This window comes from Microscilla marina ATCC 23134 (genome assembly GCF_000169175.1).
Taxonomy (GTDB): Bacteria; Bacteroidota; Bacteroidia; order Cytophagales; family Microscillaceae; genus Microscilla; species Microscilla marina.
Genome location: NZ_AAWS01000042.1, coordinates 39,441 through 65,196 on the forward strand (window position 1 = coordinate 39,441; position 25,756 = coordinate 65,196).

The 25,756-nt window shown below is 39.3% G+C and carries 18 protein-coding genes; 4 read left to right on the plus strand and 14 right to left on the minus strand.

The features are described 5' to 3' along the window. Positions 1 to 316: 316 nt before the first annotated feature. Positions 317 to 3,127 carry a hypothetical protein gene (locus M23134_RS27935; RefSeq protein ID WP_002702035.1) on the minus strand — a complete coding sequence of 937 codons (2,811 nt, stop codon included), beginning with the start codon at positions 3,125 to 3,127 and terminating at the stop codon, positions 317 to 319. Between the two features lie 325 nt (positions 3,128 to 3,452). Here M23134_RS27935 and M23134_RS27940 point away from each other — a divergent pair, with 325 nt between their 5' ends. Next, complete coding sequence (locus M23134_RS27940) at positions 3,453 to 4,271, plus strand: MOSC domain-containing protein (protein ID WP_002702038.1); 819 nt, start codon at positions 3,453 to 3,455, stop codon at positions 4,269 to 4,271. Positions 4,272 to 4,326: 55 nt separating this feature from the next. Here M23134_RS27940 and M23134_RS27945 read toward each other — a convergent pair whose 3' ends face one another. The 4 genes from M23134_RS27945 to M23134_RS27960 all read right to left on the minus strand — a co-directional run bounded on the left by M23134_RS27945 (position 4,327) and on the right by M23134_RS27960 (position 9,533). Continuing rightward, on the minus strand, positions 4,327 to 5,958 hold the full coding sequence (locus tag M23134_RS27945; protein WP_157558686.1) for a DUF6029 family protein: 1,632 nt from the start codon (positions 5,956 to 5,958) through the stop codon (positions 4,327 to 4,329). Between the two features lie 267 nt (positions 5,959 to 6,225). Next, positions 6,226 to 6,741 carry a TlpA family protein disulfide reductase gene (locus M23134_RS27950; protein ID WP_045114486.1) on the minus strand — a complete coding sequence of 172 codons (516 nt, stop codon included), beginning with the start codon at positions 6,739 to 6,741 and terminating at the stop codon, positions 6,226 to 6,228. Between the two features lie 78 nt (positions 6,742 to 6,819). Further along, on the minus strand, positions 6,820 to 7,818 hold the full coding sequence (locus tag M23134_RS27955) for an Omp28-related outer membrane protein (protein WP_002702045.1): 999 nt from the start codon (positions 7,816 to 7,818) through the stop codon (positions 6,820 to 6,822). A 617-nt stretch (positions 7,819 to 8,435) separates the two neighbouring features. Continuing rightward, a complete protein-coding gene (locus M23134_RS27960; RefSeq protein WP_053337404.1) occupies positions 8,436 to 9,533 on the minus strand; it encodes a WG repeat-containing protein in 1,098 nt (365 codons plus the stop codon). A 610-nt stretch (positions 9,534 to 10,143) separates the two neighbouring features. Here M23134_RS27960 and M23134_RS27970 point away from each other — a divergent pair. Beyond that, positions 10,144 to 11,118: a polyprenyl synthetase family protein gene (locus tag M23134_RS27970; RefSeq protein ID WP_002702051.1), complete on the plus strand. Its 975-nt coding sequence runs from the start codon at positions 10,144 to 10,146 to the stop codon at positions 11,116 to 11,118. 6 nt (positions 11,119 to 11,124) lie between these two features. On the opposite strand, the gene M23134_RS27975 is transcribed toward M23134_RS27970, so the two are convergent. From M23134_RS27975 to M23134_RS27985, 5 genes are all read right to left on the minus strand, one after another. Next, on the minus strand, positions 11,125 to 12,408 hold the full coding sequence (locus M23134_RS27975; protein ID WP_002702052.1) for a TPR end-of-group domain-containing protein: 1,284 nt from the start codon (positions 12,406 to 12,408) through the stop codon (positions 11,125 to 11,127). A gap of 108 nt (positions 12,409 to 12,516) precedes the next feature. After that, positions 12,517 to 13,680, minus strand: a complete 1,164-nt coding sequence (locus tag M23134_RS27980; protein ID WP_002702054.1) for a tetratricopeptide repeat protein — start codon at positions 13,678 to 13,680, stop codon at positions 12,517 to 12,519. Positions 13,681 to 13,906: 226 nt separating this feature from the next. After that, positions 13,907 to 14,080: a hypothetical protein gene (locus M23134_RS41425; RefSeq protein ID WP_002702058.1), complete on the minus strand. Its 174-nt coding sequence runs from the start codon at positions 14,078 to 14,080 to the stop codon at positions 13,907 to 13,909. A 33-nt stretch (positions 14,081 to 14,113) separates the two neighbouring features. Next, on the minus strand, positions 14,114 to 14,272 hold the full coding sequence (locus M23134_RS41430) for a hypothetical protein (RefSeq protein WP_157558687.1): 159 nt from the start codon (positions 14,270 to 14,272) through the stop codon (positions 14,114 to 14,116). 1,299 nt (positions 14,273 to 15,571) lie between these two features. Then, positions 15,572 to 16,849, minus strand: coding sequence for a vWA domain-containing protein (locus tag M23134_RS27985; protein WP_002702064.1), 1,278 nt, complete (start codon positions 16,847 to 16,849; stop codon positions 15,572 to 15,574). A gap of 434 nt (positions 16,850 to 17,283) precedes the next feature. Between M23134_RS27985 and M23134_RS27990 the strand changes: the two genes are divergently transcribed. Continuing rightward, positions 17,284 to 17,538, plus strand: a complete 255-nt coding sequence (locus M23134_RS27990; protein ID WP_002702066.1) for a hypothetical protein — start codon at positions 17,284 to 17,286, stop codon at positions 17,536 to 17,538. A 98-nt stretch (positions 17,539 to 17,636) separates the two neighbouring features. Here M23134_RS27990 and M23134_RS27995 read toward each other — a convergent pair whose 3' ends face one another. The 4 genes from M23134_RS27995 to M23134_RS28010 form a co-directional block, all read right to left on the minus strand. After that, a complete protein-coding gene (locus M23134_RS27995; RefSeq protein ID WP_002702068.1) occupies positions 17,637 to 18,701 on the minus strand; it encodes a ferredoxin--NADP reductase in 1,065 nt (354 codons plus the stop codon). 153 nt (positions 18,702 to 18,854) lie between these two features. Next, positions 18,855 to 19,310 (minus strand): hypothetical protein, encoded by a 456-nt coding sequence (locus M23134_RS28000; RefSeq protein WP_002702069.1) that lies wholly within the window; start codon positions 19,308 to 19,310, stop codon positions 18,855 to 18,857. A 9-nt stretch (positions 19,311 to 19,319) separates the two neighbouring features. Continuing rightward, positions 19,320 to 21,884, minus strand: coding sequence for a ribonuclease domain-containing protein (locus M23134_RS28005; RefSeq protein WP_002702072.1), 2,565 nt, complete (start codon positions 21,882 to 21,884; stop codon positions 19,320 to 19,322). Positions 21,885 to 22,025: 141 nt separating this feature from the next. Then, on the minus strand, positions 22,026 to 24,242 hold the full coding sequence (locus M23134_RS28010; RefSeq protein WP_002702073.1) for a DUF5916 domain-containing protein: 2,217 nt from the start codon (positions 24,240 to 24,242) through the stop codon (positions 22,026 to 22,028). 420 nt (positions 24,243 to 24,662) lie between these two features. Between M23134_RS28010 and M23134_RS28015 the strand changes: the two genes are divergently transcribed. Beyond that, positions 24,663 to 25,682, plus strand: a complete 1,020-nt coding sequence (locus tag M23134_RS28015; protein WP_045114500.1) for a PhoH family protein — start codon at positions 24,663 to 24,665, stop codon at positions 25,680 to 25,682. Positions 25,683 to 25,756 lie beyond the last annotated feature (74 nt).

Below are 25,756 nucleotides of genomic sequence, written 5' to 3' on the forward strand. Positions count from 1 at the left end.
CTGCCTATATTTGTTTGAAAAATTGCCAAAGGTCAAACTTTCCTTCGTTTTTAGCAAGTCTTGTTTTTATAAATTTAAATAATGATCTAAAGCACAAAACCAACCTTGGTAGGCAAGGTTGGTTTTGTGCAAGTGGGTGTTTTTTATCATAAGTGATCTTTCATAAATAATTTGAGCCATTAAAGTGTATCTATTGCCCTCATTCTTCTCAAAAAAAAAGCCTCATAGCTTTGGCTATGCACCGTTTTTTTTGAATTGTCTGAGAACAATATATTTTCTTAAATTGGCACATCTTATTTTTTCCAGATCACTAAGCTTATTTTTTTCGCAACCTGTTCCATTGACGGCAATAATACTTTTTTATCCATTTCACCCTTTTGCGGTATGTTCTGCCACTAGTCAGGTCATAATCTTCAAAAGCTTCTTTGCACTGGTTTTTTGCCAAACGGTTTGGGTCGTGCTTAAAGTCAACCATGGCCATTTCATAGGCTAATCTCTTTACATTGCTACGGCTTGGCAGCATCTTAATGTATTTATTAATCAATTTGGTGGCAAAATCGCGGTCATCATCTTTGTTCTTATCAAGAAAATGAATAATCCCATACGTCCAGAATAACACATTAGAATGATTTTCTAAAAAGCTTTGTAAATCTGGTTTTTGAATGCCAAATATTTTTAGGTTATACTGTTGGTAATTGCTCACTACTTGATAGTGTAATTTAATTGCTTTTTGATGCATCGTTTTTTGCCCTGATTGTGCGTATTGATTAATTTCTTTCCAGTCTAGGGCATACTGATAAGCATTTTTATAACGAGTTTTTAGTTGCTGAGCTATTTGCGAGGCTATGCCACAATCTTTGTTGGCGTTAGCTTTGCCTACAGCTTCTTCAAGCAACTGCCAACCTTTGATAAAATCTTTTCGATCAAAGTTTTCCCTGGCTTTTTGTACAAGTTGATTATAGGCTTTTTGGTTCAACTCACATTCTTTGTTAAATATGGCCTTTTTTAGGACCTCATATTTGTTGTTTAATGTAGGGTCGTTTGTCAACGGGTAGTTGTAATGACGGGTAAAACTTAGAATTCCCGACGAAATAGCCATTGCTTCTTGTAACTTATCTTGTTTGAGTTCAGCGTGTGCCTGATCTATACGGGTAGTTATAATGCGTTGAATGGCCTCTTTTTTATATTGATCTACCTTGATTTTTAGCCGATTTACTTGCTCCTGTTGCCCACTTACCAAGGCCAGGGCTGTTTCTGCTGAAGCTAGTTTGTCAAGCGATTTTTGATAAGCTTGGTTACTGTTGTCATTTATGGCAAGTCCAGTATAAGCTGTAGCTAGTCCTAGGTTTACCTTGTTTTTGGTGTTCAATGGTGCCCCTGTATCATTCACCAAACTTGCCCCAAGCTGAAAGTCATTCAGTGCCTGGCTGTATTGTTTTTGGTTGTTGAAACCCTTGCCTCTAGCCACGGTTTTGTTGAGCAATACTTGGTACTGTTCTACCAGTTGCTGTTTTTTGACTGCCTGATTTTGAATAAACTGTTGATTAGTCTGATGGTAAGCATGGGCAGTCTTTAAGTGCTGGGCAGCGTTGTTAAAATCACCTGATGCTACAGCTTGTTGAGCACGATTAAACTTTTGCTGGTAGATATTGGTGTGTGCTGAAGTTTTTACCTCTTGGTACGTGTTGGTCGTATGTACATTGGCTTTTTCTTGGGCTATTTGTTCAGCAAAGCTTACCTCATTCAATGCTTGCTCATAATTTTGGTTTCTTACCTGTACTTGTGCCTTTTGTACAATACGGTTATACAACCTTTGGTATAGTACAGAGTGTTGGTCAGAGATTTGGTTGCCAAAGCTTTGCTGAAAACTTTCTGCAGCACGCAAGCTGGTATAGGCTTGTCTGAAGTTTGCCTGTTGCAAATAGTTATTGAACTTGCTCAAATATGATTGGTAATGTTGTGTGCGTGCACCTACAATCAAAGCCCTTGCCTTGCCGTCACAGTTGTAAATATTTGCCCCTCTTCTGCCGCAAATGTTTTGTGCCTTTTGGTAATACTTGATTTGTGCTTGATAATGACGCTGCCTTTTCCCCAGGTTGACATAATAATCAAATATTTTTTGATACATATTTTGGGTGGCATTGTTTATCAACGATGAGTTGGTTACTGCTTGGTTGTTATACATTCTATCCAATTGATGAAGGGCATCTTCAGGACGGTTGTTTTTCAGTGCCAATGATGATTTCTCTATATAAGGCAAGGCAAAGTGTTTGTTTTTGGCAATGGCAAGATCAAGGTAGCGAGGTTGTCTGGTTGACACAAACTTGCGGTAATACAAAGTATGCCATTTTTGTTCGGCAGCGTGAAACTTTTGCTCTCCTTCGTTTAACAAACGGTTAGTACGCCGTATTTTTTGCTGAAGTTTGGCTGGGTCATTTTGGTCAAGTTTCAAAGAAGTAATGAAATGATAATTATTGATCTTATCAAACCCTTGACGAATGTCGTGCAAAGAACGTTGGGTATTGACCAACAAGTCAGGATCGGTATAATTTAGATAAGGCAGTTTTTGTAAAAAACCGTTTAATTGGGTAACGGCTTTGTAGTAATTGTCGATAAGCAAGCGTTGGCTATTGTTGCTATTGGTAGTACGAGTGTTGGTGTTATACTTTGCTTTCAGGTTTTTTACTTTGATTTTTTTTGCTGATGTATTGGCATCCTTAAACGAAGCCTTATATACATACCCCCCTTTTGCCCCAGGGCTCACTTTTACATTATTGCTACTAAATACCAAGGTTTTGTCGTTGTATACTTGCACATCAAAAGAAAGCGAAATAGGAGAAGGGGTGCTGTTAAGTTTAAAGCCCCGGTATTGATTGTTGGTGGCTCCTGCTACCTTAAACCTGACTTTCATTGAGTAGTGCCCCACGTTGTTTTCCCGCTTTACTTCTGTATATTTTGTGCGTTGGTTAAGCTGAATAAAACTGCCTGTTGTAGGACCAGCTATTTTTCTGAGTTTAACAGTTTGCCCAAAACTATGAGGTAAGTGGAGGCATAGTAAACATACAAGTATGCCATACATTTTGAGTGGTTGTTTGAAAAGGTGAAGAGGAGTAAATGTTTTTTCCATAGTTTCAAGCGGTTTTAAGTTTATACATGACTATATGTACTCAAAGCTACGGCTTAAAACTGAGAAGCTTTTCTTGTTTTATACTAAAATAAAAAAGTATTATAGCAAGCAGTAAGTGATTCCTAAAGGTTATTTTTTGAGAAAACAGCATTTGATAAAGGGGCTTAATAGACGCAAGAGTGACATTGGTAGGCAATAACTATCGATTCAAAGAAACTTCCTGGTAATGGTAAATTTTAACTATAGTAATTGACCTGTTTATAGTAATTGATAGAGGTTTCTTCTTAATTTTAACTTTGCAAAACTTATTTTACCTACAATAATTATGAGTATCACATTAGCCAACCTTTACACATACCCTGTCAAGTCTATACCTGGAGTAAGCCACCGCTTTGCCGAAGTGCAAGACCGTGGTTTAGAGCTTGACCGTCGCTGGATGATTGTTGACAGTGAAGGTGTTGCCATTACCCAGCGACAATATCCTAAAATAGCTTTGCTTAAGCAAACTGTTACTGAGCAAGGGTTGGTATTTGAGGCACCAGGAATGTCATTGCTGAGGGTGTTGTTTGGTGAAAATACTGGAAAATCGACTGCTGTGAATATATGGAAGGACACTTGTAACGCATTGGTGGTTAGCTCGATGGCTGACGTATGGTTCAGCGATTTTTTAGGAGCAACGTGTCAGTTGGTGTACATGCCCGATACTACCCAACGGCTGGTAGAAAAAGCCTACAACATCAATCAACATATTACGAGTTTTTCAGATGCCTACCCGTTTTTACTTATTTCTGAGGCTTCTTTAGCTGATTTGAATAGTAGGATGGAAAAGCCGGTACCTATGAATCGTTTTCGCCCCAATTTGGTGGTATCAGGTACCGATGCTTTTGCCGAAGACACCTGGAAAAAAATAAAGGTAGGAGAGATTATTTTTCATGTGGTAAAGCCTTGTGCACGTTGTGTGCTTACTACAGTAGATCAAGCAACTGGTATCAAAGGGATAGAGCCACTGCGTACCTTGTCGCAATACCGCAAAGTAGGAACCAAGGTAATGTTTGGACAAAATCTATTACCTGAAAACAAAGGACAGTTAAGTATAGGCGATAAGGTAGAAGTATTAGAGATAAAAGATAGGGTAGAAGCATAGAATGTAAAGGTAGCCAGGTTTTGAAGGTGGCTACCTCTACCATAAGTTTTGGGGTTTAAAAACTACTGGTCACAGATAAAGTCAGTCCGCTGGAAGCCGGTACCAATCGACATACACCTCCCACACAAATAAGCCCAGCGCGTTGTCTGCCATAACTGAGCGAAAAACGATTGGCTCCTTTGGCATAAGCCACTCCACCATTGTAGTAATGCAAAGGTATTCCCTTGCCTATTCCATTATAGTTGATCTCGTCAGAGGCAAAAACCAAGAAGTTAGAAAAACCTATTTCTATCAATCCCATTGCCCAACTGCCAAAGTCCTGGCGGGTATACAAATGCTGTAACTCAAAGCGTACTGAGGTTTTTCTACGGGGTTTGATGAGCACATCGGCTATTACAGTATGCGATTTTACTACACCACTTCCAATCACTCCCTCTATTTGGTCTTTGTCATATTCAAGGTATACATAACTAAAAGTGGTTTTGAGTTTTCGGCTCCATTTTTTACTCAATTCTACATTAATGTCCTGAAAATACTTGCGATTACCCAGTTTCCAGAAGTCTGACTCGTACCCAGCATCCCCCGATATAGGGCGTTGGTCTAGACTATTGGCAACGGCATAGTTGAGGCTAATAGTAGTACCATACTTGCCCCCCAGTGCCGAACCTCGCTTGAAAGTATAAATCAAATCTGCCTGTAGACCCGCTTCGCCAAATACTTGGGTAACATAAGGGTAAAGTGTTAAAAGACGGTAGGTGTGTTGTTTGGTAGTGATGGGTATAAAGTTTACCATAAGGCTATTAAGTGGAGCATCACGGCTTGAACGAAAATCCATGTTTTCTACCCGTTTCATTTGTACATTAATGCCTAACCCATTGTGGCTATAACTGGCATTTAACAACAAAGCCGAGCCGTCATGGTTAATGTAGTCATTGCTAAGCATTGGGGAGGGTTTTTTGTATACATATTCAGCATCTATGTTAAAACCTCCGTTACCAATGGCAAGCCTTCCAGCGTAAGCATCGCTTTGGGGCGATATATAGCCAAGTGTACCCGTGTAAGGCTCATATACACTTACATAACTTCCACCTAGAGTAATAGAGATTTCGCTCAGGGGGAATAAAAACTTATTGAGATAAATTTCAGCATCAGCGGCACGTATAGTTCCTTCTCCTTTATTAAAACCATCGCGCTGCTTTCCAGTCAGGGCTTTTATTTGTGCCATATCGTCAAAATTGTATTTGAGCAATACTCCATCAATAGAGTTGTCAATACCAGTAGGTCGGTTTTCTTGTGCCCTTAGGATGGTACCACTACCAAATTGTTCGTAAAAATTACCGGCAGTTACTTCTAGCCCATCTTTTCTATAAGTGATAAATCGGTTGGCAATTCCTTGTCCTTTGAACTCTCCTGGGTAGCCCAATAAAGGGGGGAGGTAGGCCTCGTAACGTAGCCCGGCCGAAAAATCACCTTTGCGGTAAAATAAATTGAGGTAATGATTAGAAGCCATTCGGTCAGCCCCTTCTACCAAGGTAGCGTTAATTGCTGAATCTGCCTGATAATACTGAAAGTCAGATTGTAAGCTTCCTGAAATTACGCCTTTGTCGGTGGGCTGTTGGGCAAAAGCTACTGAGCCCCATAATAACAGACAAGCAGTACAGGCGTAAAATTTAAGTATGTATTTCATGATAAAAAAATCTTTGAGCGTGGTGAGGAGTTGTATGGTGTGACTTATTTTACTCAAATGTGTGTTTTTCAATAGTCCATAGCGCCTGCAGGGGCAAGCTTTTAGCGACAAGCTTCAAGTTTGACGCTGCTCTACAAGCAACTTACCGATTTTATAATACATTGATTTTTAATGGTTTATAAAATCGGTAGATGGAGGTTTTATTGTCCTATCACTGTGCAATGCGTAGTTCAGCAATAGAACAATAAAACAGTATAATCATAGTTTTTACTTCTTGGTGTTGAGTTTTTTTAATACATCATAGTACTTCTCTTCATCACCAGGTTTGTATGAGGTGTGTTGCCACACAATTTCACCGTCTTTGTTCAAAATAAAAGTATGAGGCACATTGAGCACATTCATTGCACGTTTGAGGTCACCGTTTTCGTCTATATAAGTCTCAAACTCCCAGCGTTTACCTTTTACCAATGACTTAGCTCTGGCCCTGCTACGCGCATCATCTACTGAGATGGCAATTAGTTTTACTTTCATGTCTTCTTGCCAATCGGGGTACACATCGTGTATAGCGCTTAGCTCCTGAATGCAAGGTTTACACCAGGTAGCCCAAAAACTTACAACGGTAAAATGTCCTTTGAGTGCCAGTGCCTGAGTAGATAAACTGTTGCCATCCAAGGTCTTAATGGTGACGTTAGGCAAACCCTTGGTCGTTTTTTGCGCTTTTGCCGAAAAACTTACAGCCACTACCAAAAGGCAGGTGATGTACAGTGCAGATGATGTTTTCATTATTGAGTTTGGTTGTAAAAAAGAGATGAATATAAGAAAGACCAGACTGCTTTGTCTGGTCTTTTGACATAAAATGAGTTAGTTCCAGGCTTGGGTTTCGCCTACTTTTACTACTTGAGAGTTGATAACTTCTTTGCTTGTTTTATCAGTCACAAAAGCCACAATACGACAGTTATCTTTGTTGTAGCTGTCGTCTAGTTTTAGCTTAAACATGCGCTTATATACCTTATCTGCTTCTTGTCCACAGGTGGGCAATTCAAACCCATTAAGATCTGTCAATATATCCCGTAAAGTGGCATTGTGTTCATAACCTTTGATAGGGTTACCTTTTTGGTAAAACGGAGAACTGGAATTGTCATTATGATAGTTTGCCTGGTCATAACCATTACCTTGTCCTACTACTTTGTCTTCTATAAGATAAACCGTAATGGCGTATTCCCCTTTTTCTTTGATTCCTACATAAGTCAATACCTCTACTTCGTTGCTGCTGTTAACATTGGTTTCTATAGCAATGCCTAGTTTTGGACTGGTGGTATTATTTATAATTTGACCACTGTTACGGTTAGAGTTACCTGGGTGAGAAACCTTACTACCATTCACAGTCTTGCGGTTAAAAGTAGCCCCCGGAAAACTGTTGATGTTTCCCAGAATGGTTTCAAGGTGGGCAAACATGCGGGTTTCCATTTTATCGCGGTAGTGTATGCCTACACCAATTACTTGGTGAGGGTATTTAAGTTCGGCGTCGTGTACGCTCTTGGCTCCCGATGGGCAGTATCCGCACCAAGTGCCTGTAAATTCCTCTATCAAAACTTTTTGTGTAATGGAGGCTGGTATTGTCTCAGGTACTTTACCATTGGTGGTGTATGTGCATCCACAATCATCAGTGGTAGCGTCTTTGTTATAGTTGGTAGCGAGCGGGTCGGTACAGTTGGCTACAGTAGGAGTAGGGTTACCATTACCGTTCCCTCCTGAACCTCCATTATTAGGCTGAGGAGTTTCTTCGGTTCCAGCGCATCCTACCATAAAGCTTATAGCCAATAAGCAGATGAGCAATTGGGCGTTTTTCAAAATATTCATATTTGTGGTTAAGTATAGTAAAAAGTATATGATAAACTATATCCAAATTATAAAGTGTAAACCATTCATAATTTGAAAAAATATTTTGCTTATTTAAAGGTGTAGTATTGTAATATTCTTAAAGTTTACTTTTCCAAGCTTATGTTTTTTAATGCCCGAAATTAGTAAAATACGCCGCAAAATATTTTCCATTCCACTTGACCTTCATGTAACTTACCAATGTGTAATAGTAAAAAATACTATCAATCATTAGGGTATTCACTCAAATATCACAGTTATAAACTCCGTGTTTCTTGCCATATCAAAATAACTGTGTGGGTATGCTTGAGGGTGAGTAAATAAGTAGGGTTACAGGTTTAAAAAGCAGTTTAAGGTAATATGGTACTATGTTTTGTTAATAAAATACAGGTATGTACCAAAAGAGAGACAGGGGCACACTCAACAATAAGTATAAAAAATAAGAAAGAAATGCGCTTGTTTTTTGGGCTAGTGTGATAAATTATGCTTTATAGTAGTGTTTTTTTAGGGTTTTTACGGTTTATGAGTGTTTTTGGGAAAGCATTTGATAATTGTAAAGTACAAAACGGATGCTTTAAGCATCCGTTTTGTACTTTTTTTTATTTTAAAGGATTTTTTAATATGCCCCATTTACCCTCTTGTTTAGCCACTGCATAGCCCCCTCTAAACTCGCTGGCGCTGTCAAATTTGCACATAAAAACCAGTTTCCCCTTTTTATCTACAAACCCCCTTTTGCCGTTGATTTTTACTTTAGCAAGCCCCTCGTGAAACTTGTAGGCAAAGTCGTATTGATGAGGAATGACTACATTGCCTTTTTTGTCAATTGCCCCCCATTTATCATTTAGTTTCACGAAACATAAGTCCTCTTGAAAACTCCACATAGATTGATACTTTGGAGGAATCACTTCTTTTCCATTTTTATCTATGAACCCATTTTTGCGTCCAACCCTTATTGTACCTAACCCTTCTTTAAACCACCCTGTTTTATCGTATTTGAACTTGGTAATGGCCTTACCTTTGGCGTCGATGTATGAGTGTTTTTTGCCTTGTTGTAAACCACACATGCCCTCTTGAAAATACCAGGCATAATCGTAGCTAAACGCGGTTACCTCACGGCCATTTTTATTGATAAATCCCCACTTGCCCTTCTTTTTTACGGCTGCCCAATTGCCCGTGTGAAAGTCCATCACTTGCTCATAGGCAGGAGAGATTACCTCTTTGCCTTTCTTGTCGATAAATCCCCACTTGCCACGTTTTTTTACTGCGGCTAATCCTCCATAAAAATAGGCGATATCTGCATACCTAAATGGTATTACAGTTCTACCCTTGACGTTGATATACCCCCACAATCCTTTGCGTACTTTGGCAATGCCTTTTCTAAAAAAGAAAGCATCGTCAAACTGAGGCTTTATCACCATTTTACCTGATTTGTTTATATAGCCATACTTACCATTCATTTTTACCGCTGCTTTGCCTTCCATAAAATCAGCTGCATTGTCATATTTTGTCGGAACTATCTCTTGACCTTCCGTATTAATAAACCCCCACTTGCCTTCTGTAGATTTTACCCTTGCCATTCCATCACTAAAACCCCCTACAGTTTTATAATTTAAAGTAGGCTTTACATGCCACTTTTGCCCCATTACAGGAGCTATGCTGACTACTATCAGTATCGCTATGAGTAGTTTTCGAATCATAATTTTTTTGATTTTGGTAAATGTTTATTTTTTATCACGCTCGCTGGCGTGTTGATATTTGGTTAAAATAATAAAAAATGGGAAAACTCACCACCTTCTCTCAACGCTAAATTTGATATTGGCAACTTAACAATCTTTCTCCTTCGGGTTAAATAATGTTTGTTGTACTTGATATAATGGAAGTATGAAAGGAATAGCTTTTCTTTGTAGGGGTGAATTTCCTGTGTAAAGTTTTTTTGTTTTTCTTTACATAGGGAGTTAGTTTCCTGCATGATTTTTTTTGTTTTTTTCGCTATGACAACATTCAAAATTAAAGAATTACTCTGTTTTACTCAAAAACACTTTTTTTGTCTAGCATACCAAGATTGTGTCTCATAGCTCAATTAGGGTGCACGTTGAAGTGTCTAAAAACTTTTGTTCCACGGTATTAAGTGTAACACACATAAAATGGGTGTGGTTTTTAGTGTTTAAATTGTTTGCTCCAACTCTAAAAATAAATCAAACAAAAGGCTTCTATAGCTTGTAATGTATATGACTTGCAAAAAGTTATCAAACCAAATTGGTAAATTGAACAATTTGATCGTATACTTGTACCTCTTTAGAAGCACGCATGACATTATCAATTAAGGACATACAGGCGCCTATACAAGACGTAATGGCGAATTTTGAAGGGAAATTTCGCTCTTTTATGAAAAGCGATGTTTTTTTGCTCGATAAAATCATGAACTACATTGTCAAGCGAAAAGGCAAGCAAATGCGTCCTATGTTTGTGTTTCTGTCGGCAGGTACCGGAGGCGAAATCAACGAAATGGCCTACCGGGGAGCAGCACTTATTGAACTTTTGCACACTGCTACTTTAGTTCACGACGACGTAGTGGATGACTCTAATTACCGCCGGGGTTTTTTCTCTATCAATGCTTTATGGAAAAACAAAATTGCCGTATTAGTAGGCGATTATCTCTTGTCACGGGGTTTGTTGTTGTCTATTGACAATGAGGACTTTGAGCAGCTCAAAATTGTATCCAATGCAGTACGTGAAATGAGTGAGGGAGAGTTGTTGCAAATAGCCAAAGCCCGCCGTTTAGACATTACCGAAGAAGTTTATTATGACATTATTCGTCAGAAAACCGCCTCTTTGATTGCCTCTTGTTGTGCAGTAGGTGCATCAGCTGCAGGGTTAAACAAAGAGCAAATAAGTATGTTTCGGGAGTTTGGCGAAAAGGTAGGGATGGCTTTTCAGATCAAAGACGATTTGTTTGACTATGGCACTGCTGAAATAGGCAAACCACTTGGCATAGACATCAAAGAGAAGAAAATGACCTTACCATTAATTTATGCCTTAAACCACGCCAAACGCTCTGAAAAGCGTCATATTATCAACCTGGTAAAAAACAAAAGCCATAAATCGGCGAAGGTAAAAGAAGTCATTGCATTTGTAAAAGACAGTGGAGGCATTGAATATTCAAACGAGGTGATGCGCCGCTATAGCAATGAAGCCATTGCACTTATGAATGACTTTCCCGAATCTGACTACAAAACATCTTTGATTCAATTGGTACAGTTTACTATAGAACGTAAAAAGTAAAGTTGATCAAGCTTCTTTTATTATCTTCAAAAAGTCCTCATCTGCCCAGTACTCTTTAAAGTCTAAATCTTCACTGGCTTCTATCCTAAACCTTTCTCTCAACTGAATTGCCCGCTCTAAGTGCTGAAACATGGCTGTTGGGTTGCCTTGTTTAGCATAAGTACAAGCCTTGTTGTACCACAATACTCCATCGTATTGGTCGTGTGCCAAGCCTTGATCATAAGCTTTGAGGGCATTGTTGTAGTCATTCATAAAAAACAACGCCAAGCCTTGGCTAAAATAATAGACCCTGTCGCGACTACCCACAGGAATTTGTTTGAGAATATCCATTGCTTCTTGGGCAGTCTTAGTCAATTCTTCGTGCCAACCCAGGTTTTGTAGTGCCAATGCCTTGTTTACCCGCGACAAAGCCCGGTCGTTATCATACTCGGCATACTTCAGGTATTGGTCGTAACACTCTAGTGCTGCTTCTGGTTGTTTACTCTCCTGAAGTACTCGTCCTTTGTCGTTCCAGGCAGTAGCATATGTAGCGTCTAGTTGTAGCACTTTGTCAAGTACCTGTAGTGAGTTTTCATAATTAATGCCCTGATTGATGTCGTCTATTACCTCCATATAATATTGAGTCGCAAATATTTTAGGAAAAAAAGTTTCCAGTTTCTGAAGTGCTTTATCAGTGAGTGGGGTATTTTTATAACTCAGTGATTGTAGTTGGGTGAGTTGGGCTAGTTCGTCGGGAATGTCAGTGAAATTGTTTCCCTCAAGATATAGAAACTTTATTTGCTTAAAAAGCCCTATTTCTTTGGGCAACGTATCGAGGTTTAGGTAATCCAGGTCAAGCATGTCTTGATCTATCAGTTGAGCAATGATTTTTTGAGGAGACGCGGTTTTATTTTCGAGGCAATATTTGGCACCTTTATGAGCATATAGCAAAGCCATATTTGCCAATATTTTGTGGTCAAACTCAGGGTGTGCACCCAATTTGGTCAAAAACTCCGTCATCTTGTTCTCATTGTAATACTCTCCGTATACATTCCATTTGTACTTAGTAAATTCGTACAAATCAGCCGAAGCCATATTTTTATAGTATAGTTTAGCTCGACGTTTGAGGGCGTCATCGTCGGTATAAAAAATAGATAAGGCATAAAGGTGGGTGACTAATTCTGTGACCATTCCTCCTCCTTTTATTAGCTGAAAAGCCAACTCAATATTATGTTTTTCGCCACTTTCGAGCAGCTTTTTTATTTGTTCAATGGCTTCCTGATTTTTTTCAAGGTAGTTCTGATGGGTCATGAGGGTATATTCTGATGATTTTATGCAGACATTGTTATCTGTAAAAGTGTGTCGATTTAAAATTAACAATCATTTATTATTATGTATACGTTCAAACCCGCTATTTTTTTATTCCCCTACTAATTTCTTAAAATCAGGGTCTTGGCGAAAGTTAGAAAAATCAAAGTCCTGGCGAGCCTCTATTTTAAAAGTACTCCTTAAGCAAATCGCCTTGGTGAGGCACGACAACATGTTAGTTTTGTGTTGTTCCAGTGCATAAACACACGCCCTATTATACCAAGCACTGTCATAGTTGGGGGCTATTTGCAACGCTTGATTGTATGCTTGGTGCGCCTTGGCATACTTGCCCAATCTTATATAAGCAATGCCCAAGTCGTTATATATGACCTCTTTTTTATATTTGCCTGACAACGACTCTACTTCATACAAGGCAAGTGCTTGTTCAAGTATCTCTATAGATGTTTGATACTGCTTCATTTTTCTAAGCACTCCAGCTTTTTGGGTGAGATAATAAGCGTTGTGAGGCACCAGTATAGTAGCTTTAGTAATGTATTGCAAAGCCTCTTCGTAGTCGTTCCATAAGTGATTGCTTGTATAGATTACCTTAGAGCCCTTCTGACAATAATGTTCTGCCATTACTTGAGGAAAAAACGCCTCTAATTGTTTGATGGCTTCTTTGCCCAAGGGAGTATCCTCAAAGTAAATGTTTTTCAATTGGGTAAGGTTTTGTAGTTCGTCGGGAAGTTGACTAAATCTATTCCCTTCAATATTTAAGTGTTGTATTTCAGGAAACAAACCTATCTCAGGGGGTAAAGCTGAAAGGTTCATGTGGTACAAGTCTAAGAAACCACCCCCCTTCATCCGCTGAGACAGTACCTGTTGGGCGGGCAGTAGTTTGTTTTCCAGACAATAAGCCGCCAGTTTACCAGTTTGTTCAAACATCAATGTTACCAGTAGTGGAGCATCAATGTCTGGATGGTCTTCAGCAATGGCAAGTATTCGGTTTATAGTATCATCATTATATACCAACCCTCCATAATACCTAAAAGCCAATGGTAGTTTATGCAGTGCAGTGGTGGCATCTTTGATGGTAGCATCATCGTGGTAAATCAACAAAACAGCGCAAAGGTGAGTCACTAGTGCAGGCACCATTCCACCTCCTTTAATCAGGCTCAAGGCAAGCTCTACATTTTCTTTTTGTCCGCTTTCTATCAATTGCTTGATTTGTGTGACTGCGTTCTGGTCATTTTTTAGATAGTCTTGCGGGTTCATAGGTGTATGAGTGATTGGGGGTAAAGTTAGTAATGATTTGTGAGGATATGGTAGTTGGGTAGTAAAAATGAGTAGAGAGGGCAAGCGTGGCAAATTTAGTCAAAGCTAATAGGGGGTAGGATGACCTTCAAATAAAAGATAATCAGAGGCATTATCTGAAAACAAAAAAAACACCAGTCTTCACCGATGTTTTTAAACTTTGATGTATGCCTTGAAATAGACAATACTATGCAATTACTACCAACAAAATAATATACTCAGTAGAGGTAGCATTGTTACTGGCTGGCTTCATTGCCTTGTTATTGGCTGGAGAAGCTTTAGCGTTGCCTCCTACACATTTACTTTGTTGTTGTGGACTGAGGGCAAGTTTTGTAAAACGATCTATATTTTTAGTTTTCATTATGTTGAAAGGTTAATTGGTTAAAAATGCACTCTATAGAATGATATACTCTGTAGCCGTAGCATTGGTAGTGATTTTTCCTACAGTAATAGGAGTGGTAGTTTGCTTCGAGGTTTGCCCTCCCATACATTTGCTTTGTTGGGTGCGATTCAAGATTACATTAGTGAAGCGATCTATGCTTTTAGTTTTCATTGTTGTTAGATTTTTTGAGTTAACTAATATCCAAAAATACGTTACATTTTTTGTTTTATGAAGCCATAATTCACCAATGGTGCCATTATGCCTACGAATGCTTGGTATTACTTTATAGACCTTATTTTCTTTACCGATCAAATCAGGCACTTCGGGTCTTCAAATGGGGTAGTTAGCCTAAAAGTCATAACCTGCCTGGGCAAAATGAGTATATAGTATTGCATAGCTGGTTGAAGGATCTTGGGAGTTAGGAACACTTGTGTTTCTTCTCTCAAGTTTTTTTTTGCCCTTTAGTTGGCATATTGTTGCTATAGCCCCCTCTAAAAACCTCCACTGAGATGATTTTTCATTGCTTTTTTTCTTTACCGATCAAATCAGACACTTCGGACCTTCAAATGGGTAGTTAGCCTAAAAGTCATAACCTGTCTGGGCAAAATGAGTATATAGTATTGCATAGCTGGTTGAAGGATCTTGGGAGTTAGGAACACTTGTGTTTCTTCTCTCAAGTTTTTTTTTGCCCTTTTTTAAATCAATTATACCAAATCGTTGCCATTACCCTTACGCTATTGTATATCTACATCTAAAAGCCATCACCAAACTTGTCCCCTCCTCTTGGTCTTAAGCGCAGCTGACCAAGAGAGCGGGTAACGATAGCGAAGAACTTGGTCTTGCCAAAAAAGACCACTACAAGTGAGTTGGTATGGATTTTCAATCAGACTTGGTACACCATAAAAAAACAGGAGCCACCTGTATGGTATACCCCTGTTTTATCTTGTACTTGCCTGTTTACTTCTTCTTACGTGCTATGTAGTTGGCACTTCTAGCCCCCTCTAAAAACCTCCACTGAGATGATTTTTCATTGCTTTTTTTCTTTACCGATCAAATCAGACACTTCGGACCTTCAAATGGGTAGTTAGCCTAAAAGTCATAACCTGCCTGGGCAAAATGAGTATATAGTATTGCATAGCTGGTTGAAGGATCTTGGGAGTTAGGAACATTTGTGTTTCTTCTCTCAAGTTTTTTTTTGCCCTTTTTTAAATCAATTATACCAAATCGTTGCCATTACCCTTACGCTATTGTATATCTACATCTAAAAGCCATCACCAAACTTGTCCCCTCCTCTTGGTCTTAAGCGCAGCTGACCAAGAGAGCGGGTAACGATAGCGAAGAACTTGGTCTTGCCAAAAAAGACCACTACAAGTGAGTTGGTATGGATTTTCAATCAGACTTGGTATTACACCATAAAAAAACAGGAGCCACCTGTATGGTATACCCCTGTTTTATCTTGTACTTGCCTATTTACTTCTTCTTACGTGCCATGTAGTTGGCACTTCTACTCATTTTTTGCGACATCATATAATCCATTTGAGACATGTTCTTCATCTGGTCGAGTTTCTCGCCGTAGGCTACAATACTGTCATACTGTTTTTTCAACTCTTCGCTGGGGGGCATTAGTTTAAAATAAGCGTCTAATGAAGCCTTTGCTTGAGCAATGATTTGTTTGGCTTTTTCAAAATCACGCCCATCAGCCACCTTTATTGCTTGTTCAAATAAGTCGTTTGCAGTAAACAAAGCTGTTTGCTCATGTACTTTGGCATTTATGCCTGCACGATACGCATGCTCGTCGGTAGTGAGTTCCATACGCAAGTCTAGCTCATCAGTAATGCGCTCCATTTTGTCTATCACATCGTCGTATTGCAGGCGTGTCTTCAGAACAAAAGGTTCGTCAGGAGTGCGAATTACCTCAAACTTAATCAATACTGCTTTTTCTTCTTCTGCTACTACATCATTAAAGTTCACACTCACTTTATCGGGGCTTATATTTGCGGGAAAGCCATATACTTGAGTGCATTTGAGGTAACTCTGAGGAAAAACCACCTCTAGTGTAGTATTTTGGGCAACTACAGAGAGTAAACCCTCTAGCTCTTGGGCAAATATTTGAGGAATTTTGTCAGGCATATCAATAAAATAATAATTAGCGCCTCCATACTCCGACAAGTTGGTCATCAGTACCTCGTTAAAATCGGAACCCACTCCAAATGTAGACAAGGCGATGCCAGCTTCGCGAAACTTCTTCTGGGCAATTTGCTGTAGTTGCTCTGGGGCAGTAATTCCAGCATTTGCCAAACCATCTGACAATAGTAAAACCCGGTTTACATAACCGTTCGATTGGGTAGATTTTACTTGAGCGTAGCCTTCCATCATTCCACCGCTTAGGTTGGTCATGTTGCGTGCCTGAATGCCCTTTACTTTTTCGTGCAAAGCCTTTTTGTTGGTGACCTTTGCCGAGCTTGCCACCACATCTATTTCATCGTCGTATTGTACTATCGACAGCACGTCGTCGCTTTTGAGATTGTCTATGACAAAGTCAACTGCTTTTTTTACATAGTTGAGCTTGTCACCCGACATAGAGCCACTACGGTCTACTACCAGCGATATGTTCAAAGGAATACGCTCTTGTTTTTCGGGAGCTTTGCCACCCTTCAGGCTTAAGTATACAAATAGTTCTTGTTTGATGTGGCTGGTGAGCCAATACTTGTTTTCAAGGTGTGCTTCAAATTGCAAGGTTTTGTTCATTGTTATATATTATCTAAGTTTTTAATGAGGTAATTTATCTCCAATATAACATTACTGACTTAAGTTTTTACGCTTCGAACTTAAATAATGTAAAGTGGATGGGAGCGAAGCGAAGCTTTTTAATTACGAATTACGAGTTTTTCAATTACGAATTACGAATGGATCAATTACGAATGAGGGAACTCACCTTCACAGGAAGTCGTTTATCGGGAGGGGCAAGCCAAGCCAATTCAACCCTAAAAAAACATTTCCACGCTTTGAAAACTCGTTGTTAATATGTTGATTTACAGTATTTTAGTAATAAGTTTTCTTGCAAAAGGTGGGCGTTTTCACTATCTTTATTCATACTTTCAGGGTGAAAGTATAGCCCAAGAGGTTATAAGTTTGAGACCTTTCCCTCAAGGGCTTTTTGCAAACAAATTAATATTTACAATATGCAATTTACTGAATTAAACGCAGAGGCACAAGGTGTCACTATTGCCACCCAACAACTCGACTTGTTTGCTTTAAGTTTACGTGCCCGGCTTGAGGCATTTGTGTTTAACGCTGATGCTTCGTTAGACTATTTGCGGAAGCAAAAAAATGAACAACTCAAAAACTATTTGCAAACCACCATTTTTGAGTTAGAGTGTTTGCTCAACGAGTTTGAGATGTACGATACATTGCAAACTCCATCACAAACCCAATAACACCAAAAGCCTGATTCAAATCAACGAATCAGGCTTTTGATAAAAATATAGAATAAGTAATGCTTTGCTAAACATTTAGAGCAGCAACAATACAACACTTAATCAACCTCAATCACCACATCGGCGGTAAGCGGGTGCCCTACACAAGTAAGTACGTGCCCTTGTTCAATTTCTTTAGGCGATAGAGAGTCCTCTTCGTCCATGTATACTTTGCCTGAAGTACAACGCCCCATACAAGAGGTACAAATACCACTTTGACAAGAAAAGGGTAAATCTATGTTGGCATCCAAAGCTGCATCCAGAATAGATTCGCTGGGCTTGACCGTAATTTTGTGTTCATCGCCACTATAAATAATGGTAACCTCACGTTCTACAATACCCTCTACATCGTTGGCTGCTCCTTTTTTGGCATCGTCCAGGCTTGCCGTAAAGCTCTCTTTGCGTAGTTTGTCTTTAGGTAATTTATATTTTTGGAAAGTTACCTCTATTTGTTCCATCATTCCAGCAGGACCACACATAAAATACTCACGAGGTTTGAACAACTTCTTTGGTAGACTTTTCAAAATAGCTTGCACCAAATCAGGGGTAAGCCTGCCTGAGTACCCGCTCCATCCGGCAGGAGGGTTTTCGAGTACGTGTACTATGTTCAACTGCTTGCCATACTTGGCTTTTAGCCCATCAATTTTGTCTTTAAAAATAATAGACTCTTCATCGCGATTGGCATATACCAAAGATACTACCGCGCTTGATTCGGTATTGAGTACTGTTTGCATGATTGACATCATAGGAGTAATGCCACTACCTCCGGCAAATAATACTACATGACGTTTGTTTTTTTTATTAACATCAGCAGTAAATACTCCAGCAGGTGCCATTACCTCTATAGTATCACCTGCTTTTACGTGGTCGTTTATATGATTAGAAACCTTTCCACCCTCCACTCGTTTTACCGTTACAGCAGGTTGAGCATCTATGCTAGGTGCACTGCACAACGAATAAGCACGACGAACCGACTCGCCCTCCAGCGAAAAAATCAAGGTCAAAAACTGCCCTGGTTTATAAGTCAAAGCTCCCTCCGCTGGGTTTTCAAATACCACAGTGACTGCATCTTTGGTTTCGTTGACTACTTCTTTTACCTTTAATTGATAGTTATTTGAACTCATAATTCAACTCTTTTCTCTTGTTGACTATTCTTTGGTTGTTGCTGCTATACAACTACCAAACCTGCCCCAGGGTTAACTAATTCCCCAGGTTTTGACAAAACTAAGCATTATTTTGATTAGCTGAGAAATAAAGTGGTTTAGATACAAAGAGCTTTAGCGTTTCTCCCACTTGTTTAGCACAAAGCCACATTGGGTTAAATACTCCTGAAGAGCCATCGCCTCTGAAGGTAAAACCTGCCAAATAATGTGAACAGGAGGAAGTTGTTGCCGTTGTAGATTGCCTTGCTTCAATACATTGCTAAAGGTCACCATGTTTCCTGCCGGAACGTCTTTGAGGAAATAGTTTGCTTGATTAATAATTATAAAATAATCGTTAACACCTGTATGCTTTAGTTGGGCAATAGAACGCTCTACAATATGCCAGTTAACAATAGGGTCGGGAATTTGAAAAACCTCTTTTGCTTGATTCAAAAATGCGGTTACTGTAGTAGCCTGTGAACCATCTAACAATAAATAACAAGCATTGTGTTGGCTCAGTATTTTTTGTTGTGTGAGCGCTTCTTGAGTATTTACTGCCCACAAGTATGAATGATAAGGTTGTTGAGTCATAAAGTGTGGTTAAAATTTTCTAAATGTACCATAGTGATCGGTAGTGTAATAATTGTTTCCTCCCCCTGATACTACACGTTTAGTCCCCCTATCAGGTCCAGTATAAGGTACAATATCGTACTCTGTATAATTTACCCCATCGGGCAAAAGCATCACAATACTACCTTTATTATCAGTTCCTCCATGATTACCAAATCGTTGTCCAGTATTGGTATTTGAGTTAATACCTCCATGTGCATACACTTTCCTTCTTATACTGTTGGTTTTGATAGAAGCCAGTGACGTACCTGAAGGTTCAGTAGCTACCTGGTTTGCCAGGCAAGTTTTATTTGCTGTCCAAAATGTTTGATTATTGTTGGTTTCCAATTTATCATGTATTTGATTAAAAGAGTGCCCTGCCCGTAAGTATGCTTTTACATCTTTGGGTCTCCTCAGCCCTAAAACATATACCACAGCCTCAATTCTAGTTTTACTAGGCCTGACTCCCCCATGGTTGTATACATAAGCAGCCTCAGCTCCTTGATCAAGTATTTTGTTAAGTTTCAGTAGCTCCTCAGTATCTGCATAACTTACCCCTCCACTCAATATATCATGAGTATCTTTCGCTGACCCTTTATGTTTGAGCAACCCCTCTGCTTTGGTAAATGTAGCTCCTTCATCTACCTCAGTGTTAGGGGCTACTTTCATTGTTTTTACATGGTTATGCCCCAATACATTGATTACATCACTGGCTTTTCCTTCCTTATTTAGCAATTTCAACACCTTTTTGGCACTTTTATTTTGGCGTTGTAGTAGTGTAACCAGTGGATCGATGCTATCATCTTGGTTTAATTCAAGTAATTGGAGTAGTTGATCTTCATGTCCACTTTTGGTTGCATTTAGTAGTTTTAATAAATTCCCCCCTTGGTTTTTACCAATGGCAGCCAGCAAATTGTGTAAGTAAGATATGTTAGCGTCTCGGTCAAGCAATGCTAAAAAATCAGCCTTTTCTGTTGAGTTAGTAACATTGACACGACTAAGGCATTGGGTGAGTCTACCTTCAGCCCCTATAGTGACTTTTGCCAAAATTTCTGCCAATACAAAAGGATCTTCACCTGTGAGTTTTTTCAATTGTATGTATAGAGGTGGGTTGCTAATACGGGTTTTATTGGCTTTATCTGCCTTTTGCCATTTCCTCCAAAGTTCATCTTTTTCCTGCTGCTTCCTCTTTTTTTCTTCTTTAATTCTTTCTTCTTCTCTATGTTTCTCGAGCGCAGTGTCATAATGTTGTCCGATATCATTTGATTGTTTTTCTAATTGCTGCATTTTGTCAGAGCCTAACAAATCATTGTGCGAAGAAGTTGTCTCATTGAGGGTTGAACTGAAGACTTTTCTTTGTTCAGTGACTCTTTTGTCTATTCTTAGCCTTTTGGTATCAGTTACATAATCATCCAGGGTCATTTTCATACCATCTATCTGAAAGTTTTCTTGATTAGCTTGTGCCATTGCATCATCCTTGAAAAACTGGAATACATCAAGCAAACTGTTTGCTTCACCTATTGCCTGGTTTAACTTGATTTGAGTAGTATTGGTTAGATCACTGTCCAGTCCATCCAACCACTGGCTGAGTTCTCTTACCTCATCCTTTACTGAATTAAATGACTTTTCTTTACTCTCGCTGGTAAAAGATGACAGAAACATGTAATAGTTATGTGAAGTCAAACTAGTAACTAGTTGTCCAAGGTTATTAGATAGTGATCGTTTGGTGATAGTATCCTTGAGTATTCTCAAATTTTGAATAACTGTGTCTGCATTGGCATAATTTACTACTTTAGCTTCAATGTTGTTCAATGTTCGACGATCTCTAGGTTGCATGGCAACGTTATTAATCTCTTGATTGAGTGCTACTATGTCATCCCATTTTTGCTTGCCAACCTCCCCGCCAGTCCAACCAAATACACCCCAACCACTTCCTCGTGACATTACCCTTTGAATTACCTCATTTTCCCCTCCTTGTTTTAACTGCATAGGAGCAGACAACGAAATCTCTGAGCTTATATTCCCCCCTTCTGTTTTCATTTGCAACGGCGTATCAGCAATTTGGTCAGCTGCTTTTTCATCTGTAGTATTCACAGGTTGTCCGTTTACTGTTTTATTTGCTTTTGGAGGGGTGCCACGTTGAGTGTTAACAATATAGTGTCCAACTTCGTGCTTAATATTTTGTTCGGTATCTTTACCAGGAGCAAAATCTATATTTTTACCTTGAATGGTTGCATCAGCCCCCACAGTATTCGGAAAAGGTGAGTTTTGTTTAATTTTCAAGTCGGAGGTATCTACTCCATATTGGTTGCCCATTGTCTGAGCAATAGATTCTGGTTTTGAAGTACTTTTTCTCTGAATATTTTGTTGTTTTGTAGATACTGTACGTTGTTTGGCTTGTATTATAGGTGGTTTTGTTGTAGTCACAAGTTGTTGCTTAGCCTGTATTGCAGGCTGTTGCCCTTGTTTGCTTTGAATAAATGCTTGGGGTTGCTTTGCATTTGTTTGCTCAATTTTTTGACTATCTTCTGTTTGATTGGATATTTTACTTTGCATTGTGAGCTAGAATTGATTTAGCTAATCAATTTATAGAAAGTTCAAACAACATAAAAATTTGAGGCGTAGACAATGTGTAGACAACAGAGTTTTAGTGTATTTGCATAGTGATTCAAGGATTCTACATTCTTTGATATTGTGTTATAGGTTCAACCAATAAGTAAGTTTTACCACCAAAGAGCGCCCTATAGGCTGCAAATTATCCGAAAAATAATTGTCAGTATACACAATAAATAAGTCAGACACTGGCTTAAACCTCCATTGAAAGCGGGCGTTTATATTTACCAGATTTGCTTGCGTATTGTATTGGGTAAATACTGTAAAGAACAACTTTCGGGTAAACGAAAACTCGAAACGGGGAGCCAACAGCAGCAAATCGACACTATTGTAAGGGGCAGGTAGGGTAATTTGGTTATAGTCAGCCCTTATGACAATGCGCCCATAAGGCTGAAACCGATAACTTACCTCACCAGTGAGTCGGGTGCGTTTGCCATTAAAATACCTAAAAAAATACCCGGCACCTACGTTTATATTGAAAAGCTTGACAGGGTTGGAGTTATAAAAGGCAAATACATTTGAGTAAAAATACTCGGTACCAGCTAACAAAGGGATGCCGTCAGTATTGGTTGGGTCAAAGTCATCGAAGAGGCGGGTATACCAATTCCCTTGGTAAAACTCCAGGCTACTCCTGTCCTGAAAGTTAATAATGTATTGAAGTTCTACAAACCTGTCCGTTACATTAAAGTCCATATCCCAAAATACATTGCCATACACTCCTGGTCCGTGGTTGTTTACCAAGGGCTTTTTCATAGTAGGGTAAAACCTCCGGTTAAGACTTCCTTCTACCATAAAATACCCCGGACGAGGAGCAAAACCTACCCTGGGCGCATAGTCTCGTCCTACACTTTCGTGGCTGAAGTAAAACCTCCATTCAGGCGTGTTATAACCAATCTCAGAGCCATGGGCAAAGGGTTCTGCTTTTTGCTCAGGGGTAAACTGGTGTTGGTACAAAACCTTTCCATTCCATTTATTATCCTTTGACGCCATATTATAATCAAAACCCATTACCCGGTCGTAGTCGTTAATGCCCCAACTATAATCATTGGTTGAGTCGGAGGTAGTTTGTTGGTTTACAAATATTAACCCTACATTTGAGCGGGCAAACACCTTGCGTTGTAGTACTGCCACTGTATAGTTACTAGAGGGTAAGTTACGCGCCCTATCACGGTCGGTTTGCATATTGAGTAAACCTACCCGCCAGTTGCGGTTAAGCTTGCCACTGAGCCTTGCTCCATACAAAATGGGCACTTGTACCGTTTCGCCAGTCGCTGTATCAGTCTGAATGCCAATCCTTCTGGAAAAAAACGGACGCATCCGCCCAAAACCAAACCGGGAAAATAAATCACTATTCTCTATAAAAAATTGCCTCCTTTCGGGAAAAAACAGCTCAAACCTGCTCAAGTTGGTCACTTGTTGGTCTACTTCTACTTGCGAAAAATCAGGGTTAAATGTCAAGTCAAGGTTCAGTGATGAAGTAATGGCTACCTTAGCGTCCATACCAGCATTACGGGTATAAGCCACTGGTGTATTATCAGGTTCAAACTCTTTGACAAAACCACCCGTTATGTAAGGAATTAATACTACGTTAGCGCCCGATTTGGGCAAGGGACTCTCCCAGTTGATGGTGCCCGTAAACGCCAGCGAGGTTAAGCTATAGTTACGAGGTACGGGCACCCACGACGATTGCTCATTGGTTTTATAGTCTAGGCGGGCAAAGTTTATTTTCCAGGGGCTTGTTCCACTTTTATAGCGCAAAGTTTTGAAAGGAATCGCCATTTCTGCTATCCATTTATCTGGGTAGCGCTTTACCCCTGAATACCACTTGTTGTCCCATGACGAGTCTAAATTCTCTCCATTGGTAATCAATGCTTCACGTTTTACCCCTAGTGGAGTGATACCAAAAGTAAACCCATTGGTACCATCTCCGAAAGGGTCTAAATAAAAAGTAACAAAATCGTTTCGTCCGCCATTGAAGTCACGCCTGAGCGACTCTACCACAAAGTCGCCTGACTGTTTGTTTTCACAGATAAAAGCTACATAAAAAAACTGATCATCATAAGCCACCATTACCTCGGTTTTTGCCTTGGCATAAGAGGTGTCAAAAGGGAATTTTTGGTAAAAATCACGTGCTTTTTGTGCGGTTTGCCATATTGCTTCATTAAGTTTCCCATCGGGGGTTATTTTTTTACTGGTTTTGCGTGCCAGTAACTGGTAGCTGTCTTTTTGGGGAGCCTGGGCTTGTACCAACATAGGTAACAATAACAGCCACCAACTGTAATAGTAAAAGTTTTTGTTCATGAAGGAAATAGTTTATCAATGTATACGCCTTACTTATTTGCCTGAGATGATAAATTAGGAATTTTTGGACTAAATTTTTGATAATGAAATGTTAATTGTTTTTAAAGGGCAGGTTTTGAGTAAAAACTCACAAAAGGATTCTCTCCGTTTGAATAACTTGGTAGCAACAGCAACAAAACCTTGTAGTAGGGAGTCTTATAAGATAGAGTTTAGGGAAACCTTTTGTTTTTCGCTTAAACTTTGCTAGATTTTGGGCAATTAGTAATTATTAAAAAATAAGGTATACCAATTTTAACAAAAATCTTGTTGAAGGGTGATTTTAAAATCTGCCAACAAGACATGTAGTTCAATGGAGTAAACTATTTTGGTATGATTACTTACTTAACCAAACATCAACATGTCTCACTTAAATTTATTCATTTGGTAGAAAAAGTAATCCAATTAGAAGATGTATCTTTAGTTGATTTTCTAGGCATAGAAAACAACAACATCAAAGAAGTGGCTGCTGCTTTTCCCAAAAGCAAAATCGTTTCGAGAGGCAGCGAACTTCGTATTCAGGGTACCACCCCTGAAATTATCAAAATCAATGAAATAATTAACTCTCTGCTTGCACACTATCACAAATACGGTAAAGTAACTACCGACAATGTTACTACTTATCTTCAGCGAGAAGACACCCAAGCACCTAAACAAGACGATACAGGCCAGCCAGTATTGATCTATGGCACTAAAGGGGTGGCCATTAAGCCAAAAACTGCCCATCAAAGTGAATTGGTGAAAAGTGCCGAAGACAACGACCTGGTATTTGCCATTGGTCCTGCCGGAACCGGAAAAACATATATTTCGGTGGCCTTGGCAGTAAAAGCGCTGAAAAATAAGGACGTAAAAAAAATTATTATTACCCGCCCTGCGGTAGAGGCAGGCGAAAATCTGGGTTTTCTACCGGGTGACCTCAAAGACAAGGTAGACCCTTATTTACGCCCCATTTATGATGCTTTGGATGACATGATTCCGTCAGAAAAACTGAAGTATTACCAGGAAAATAGAATTGTTGAGATTGCTCCTTTAGCTTATATGCGAGGGCGTACCCTTAACAATGCTTTTATCTTGTTAGATGAAGCCCAAAATACTACCCCCATGCAAATCAAAATGTTTTTGACTCGTATGGGCCCTCACTCCAAGGTGATTATCACCGGAGATCGTTCGCAGGTTGACTTGCCTAAAAAGCAAAAGTCAGGGCTGATAGAGGCCATCAGTATTTTGCGAGATGTAAAGGGAATAGGGTTTGTAAAATTAGACGCTTCGGATGTGGTGCGTCACAAATTGGTAAGGAATATTATCAAGGCGTACGACAAAGTTGAAGAAGAGCAAATACAACGTAAAAAAGAGAAAGCTGAACAAGAAAAAAAACAGAAAGAAGAGAAAAATGAACCGAGTTAAATCATTGCTTGTCATATAATTAACCACTCACACTCTTCAATCTGTCAGCGATATTTTTTTATAACTAAAAGGAA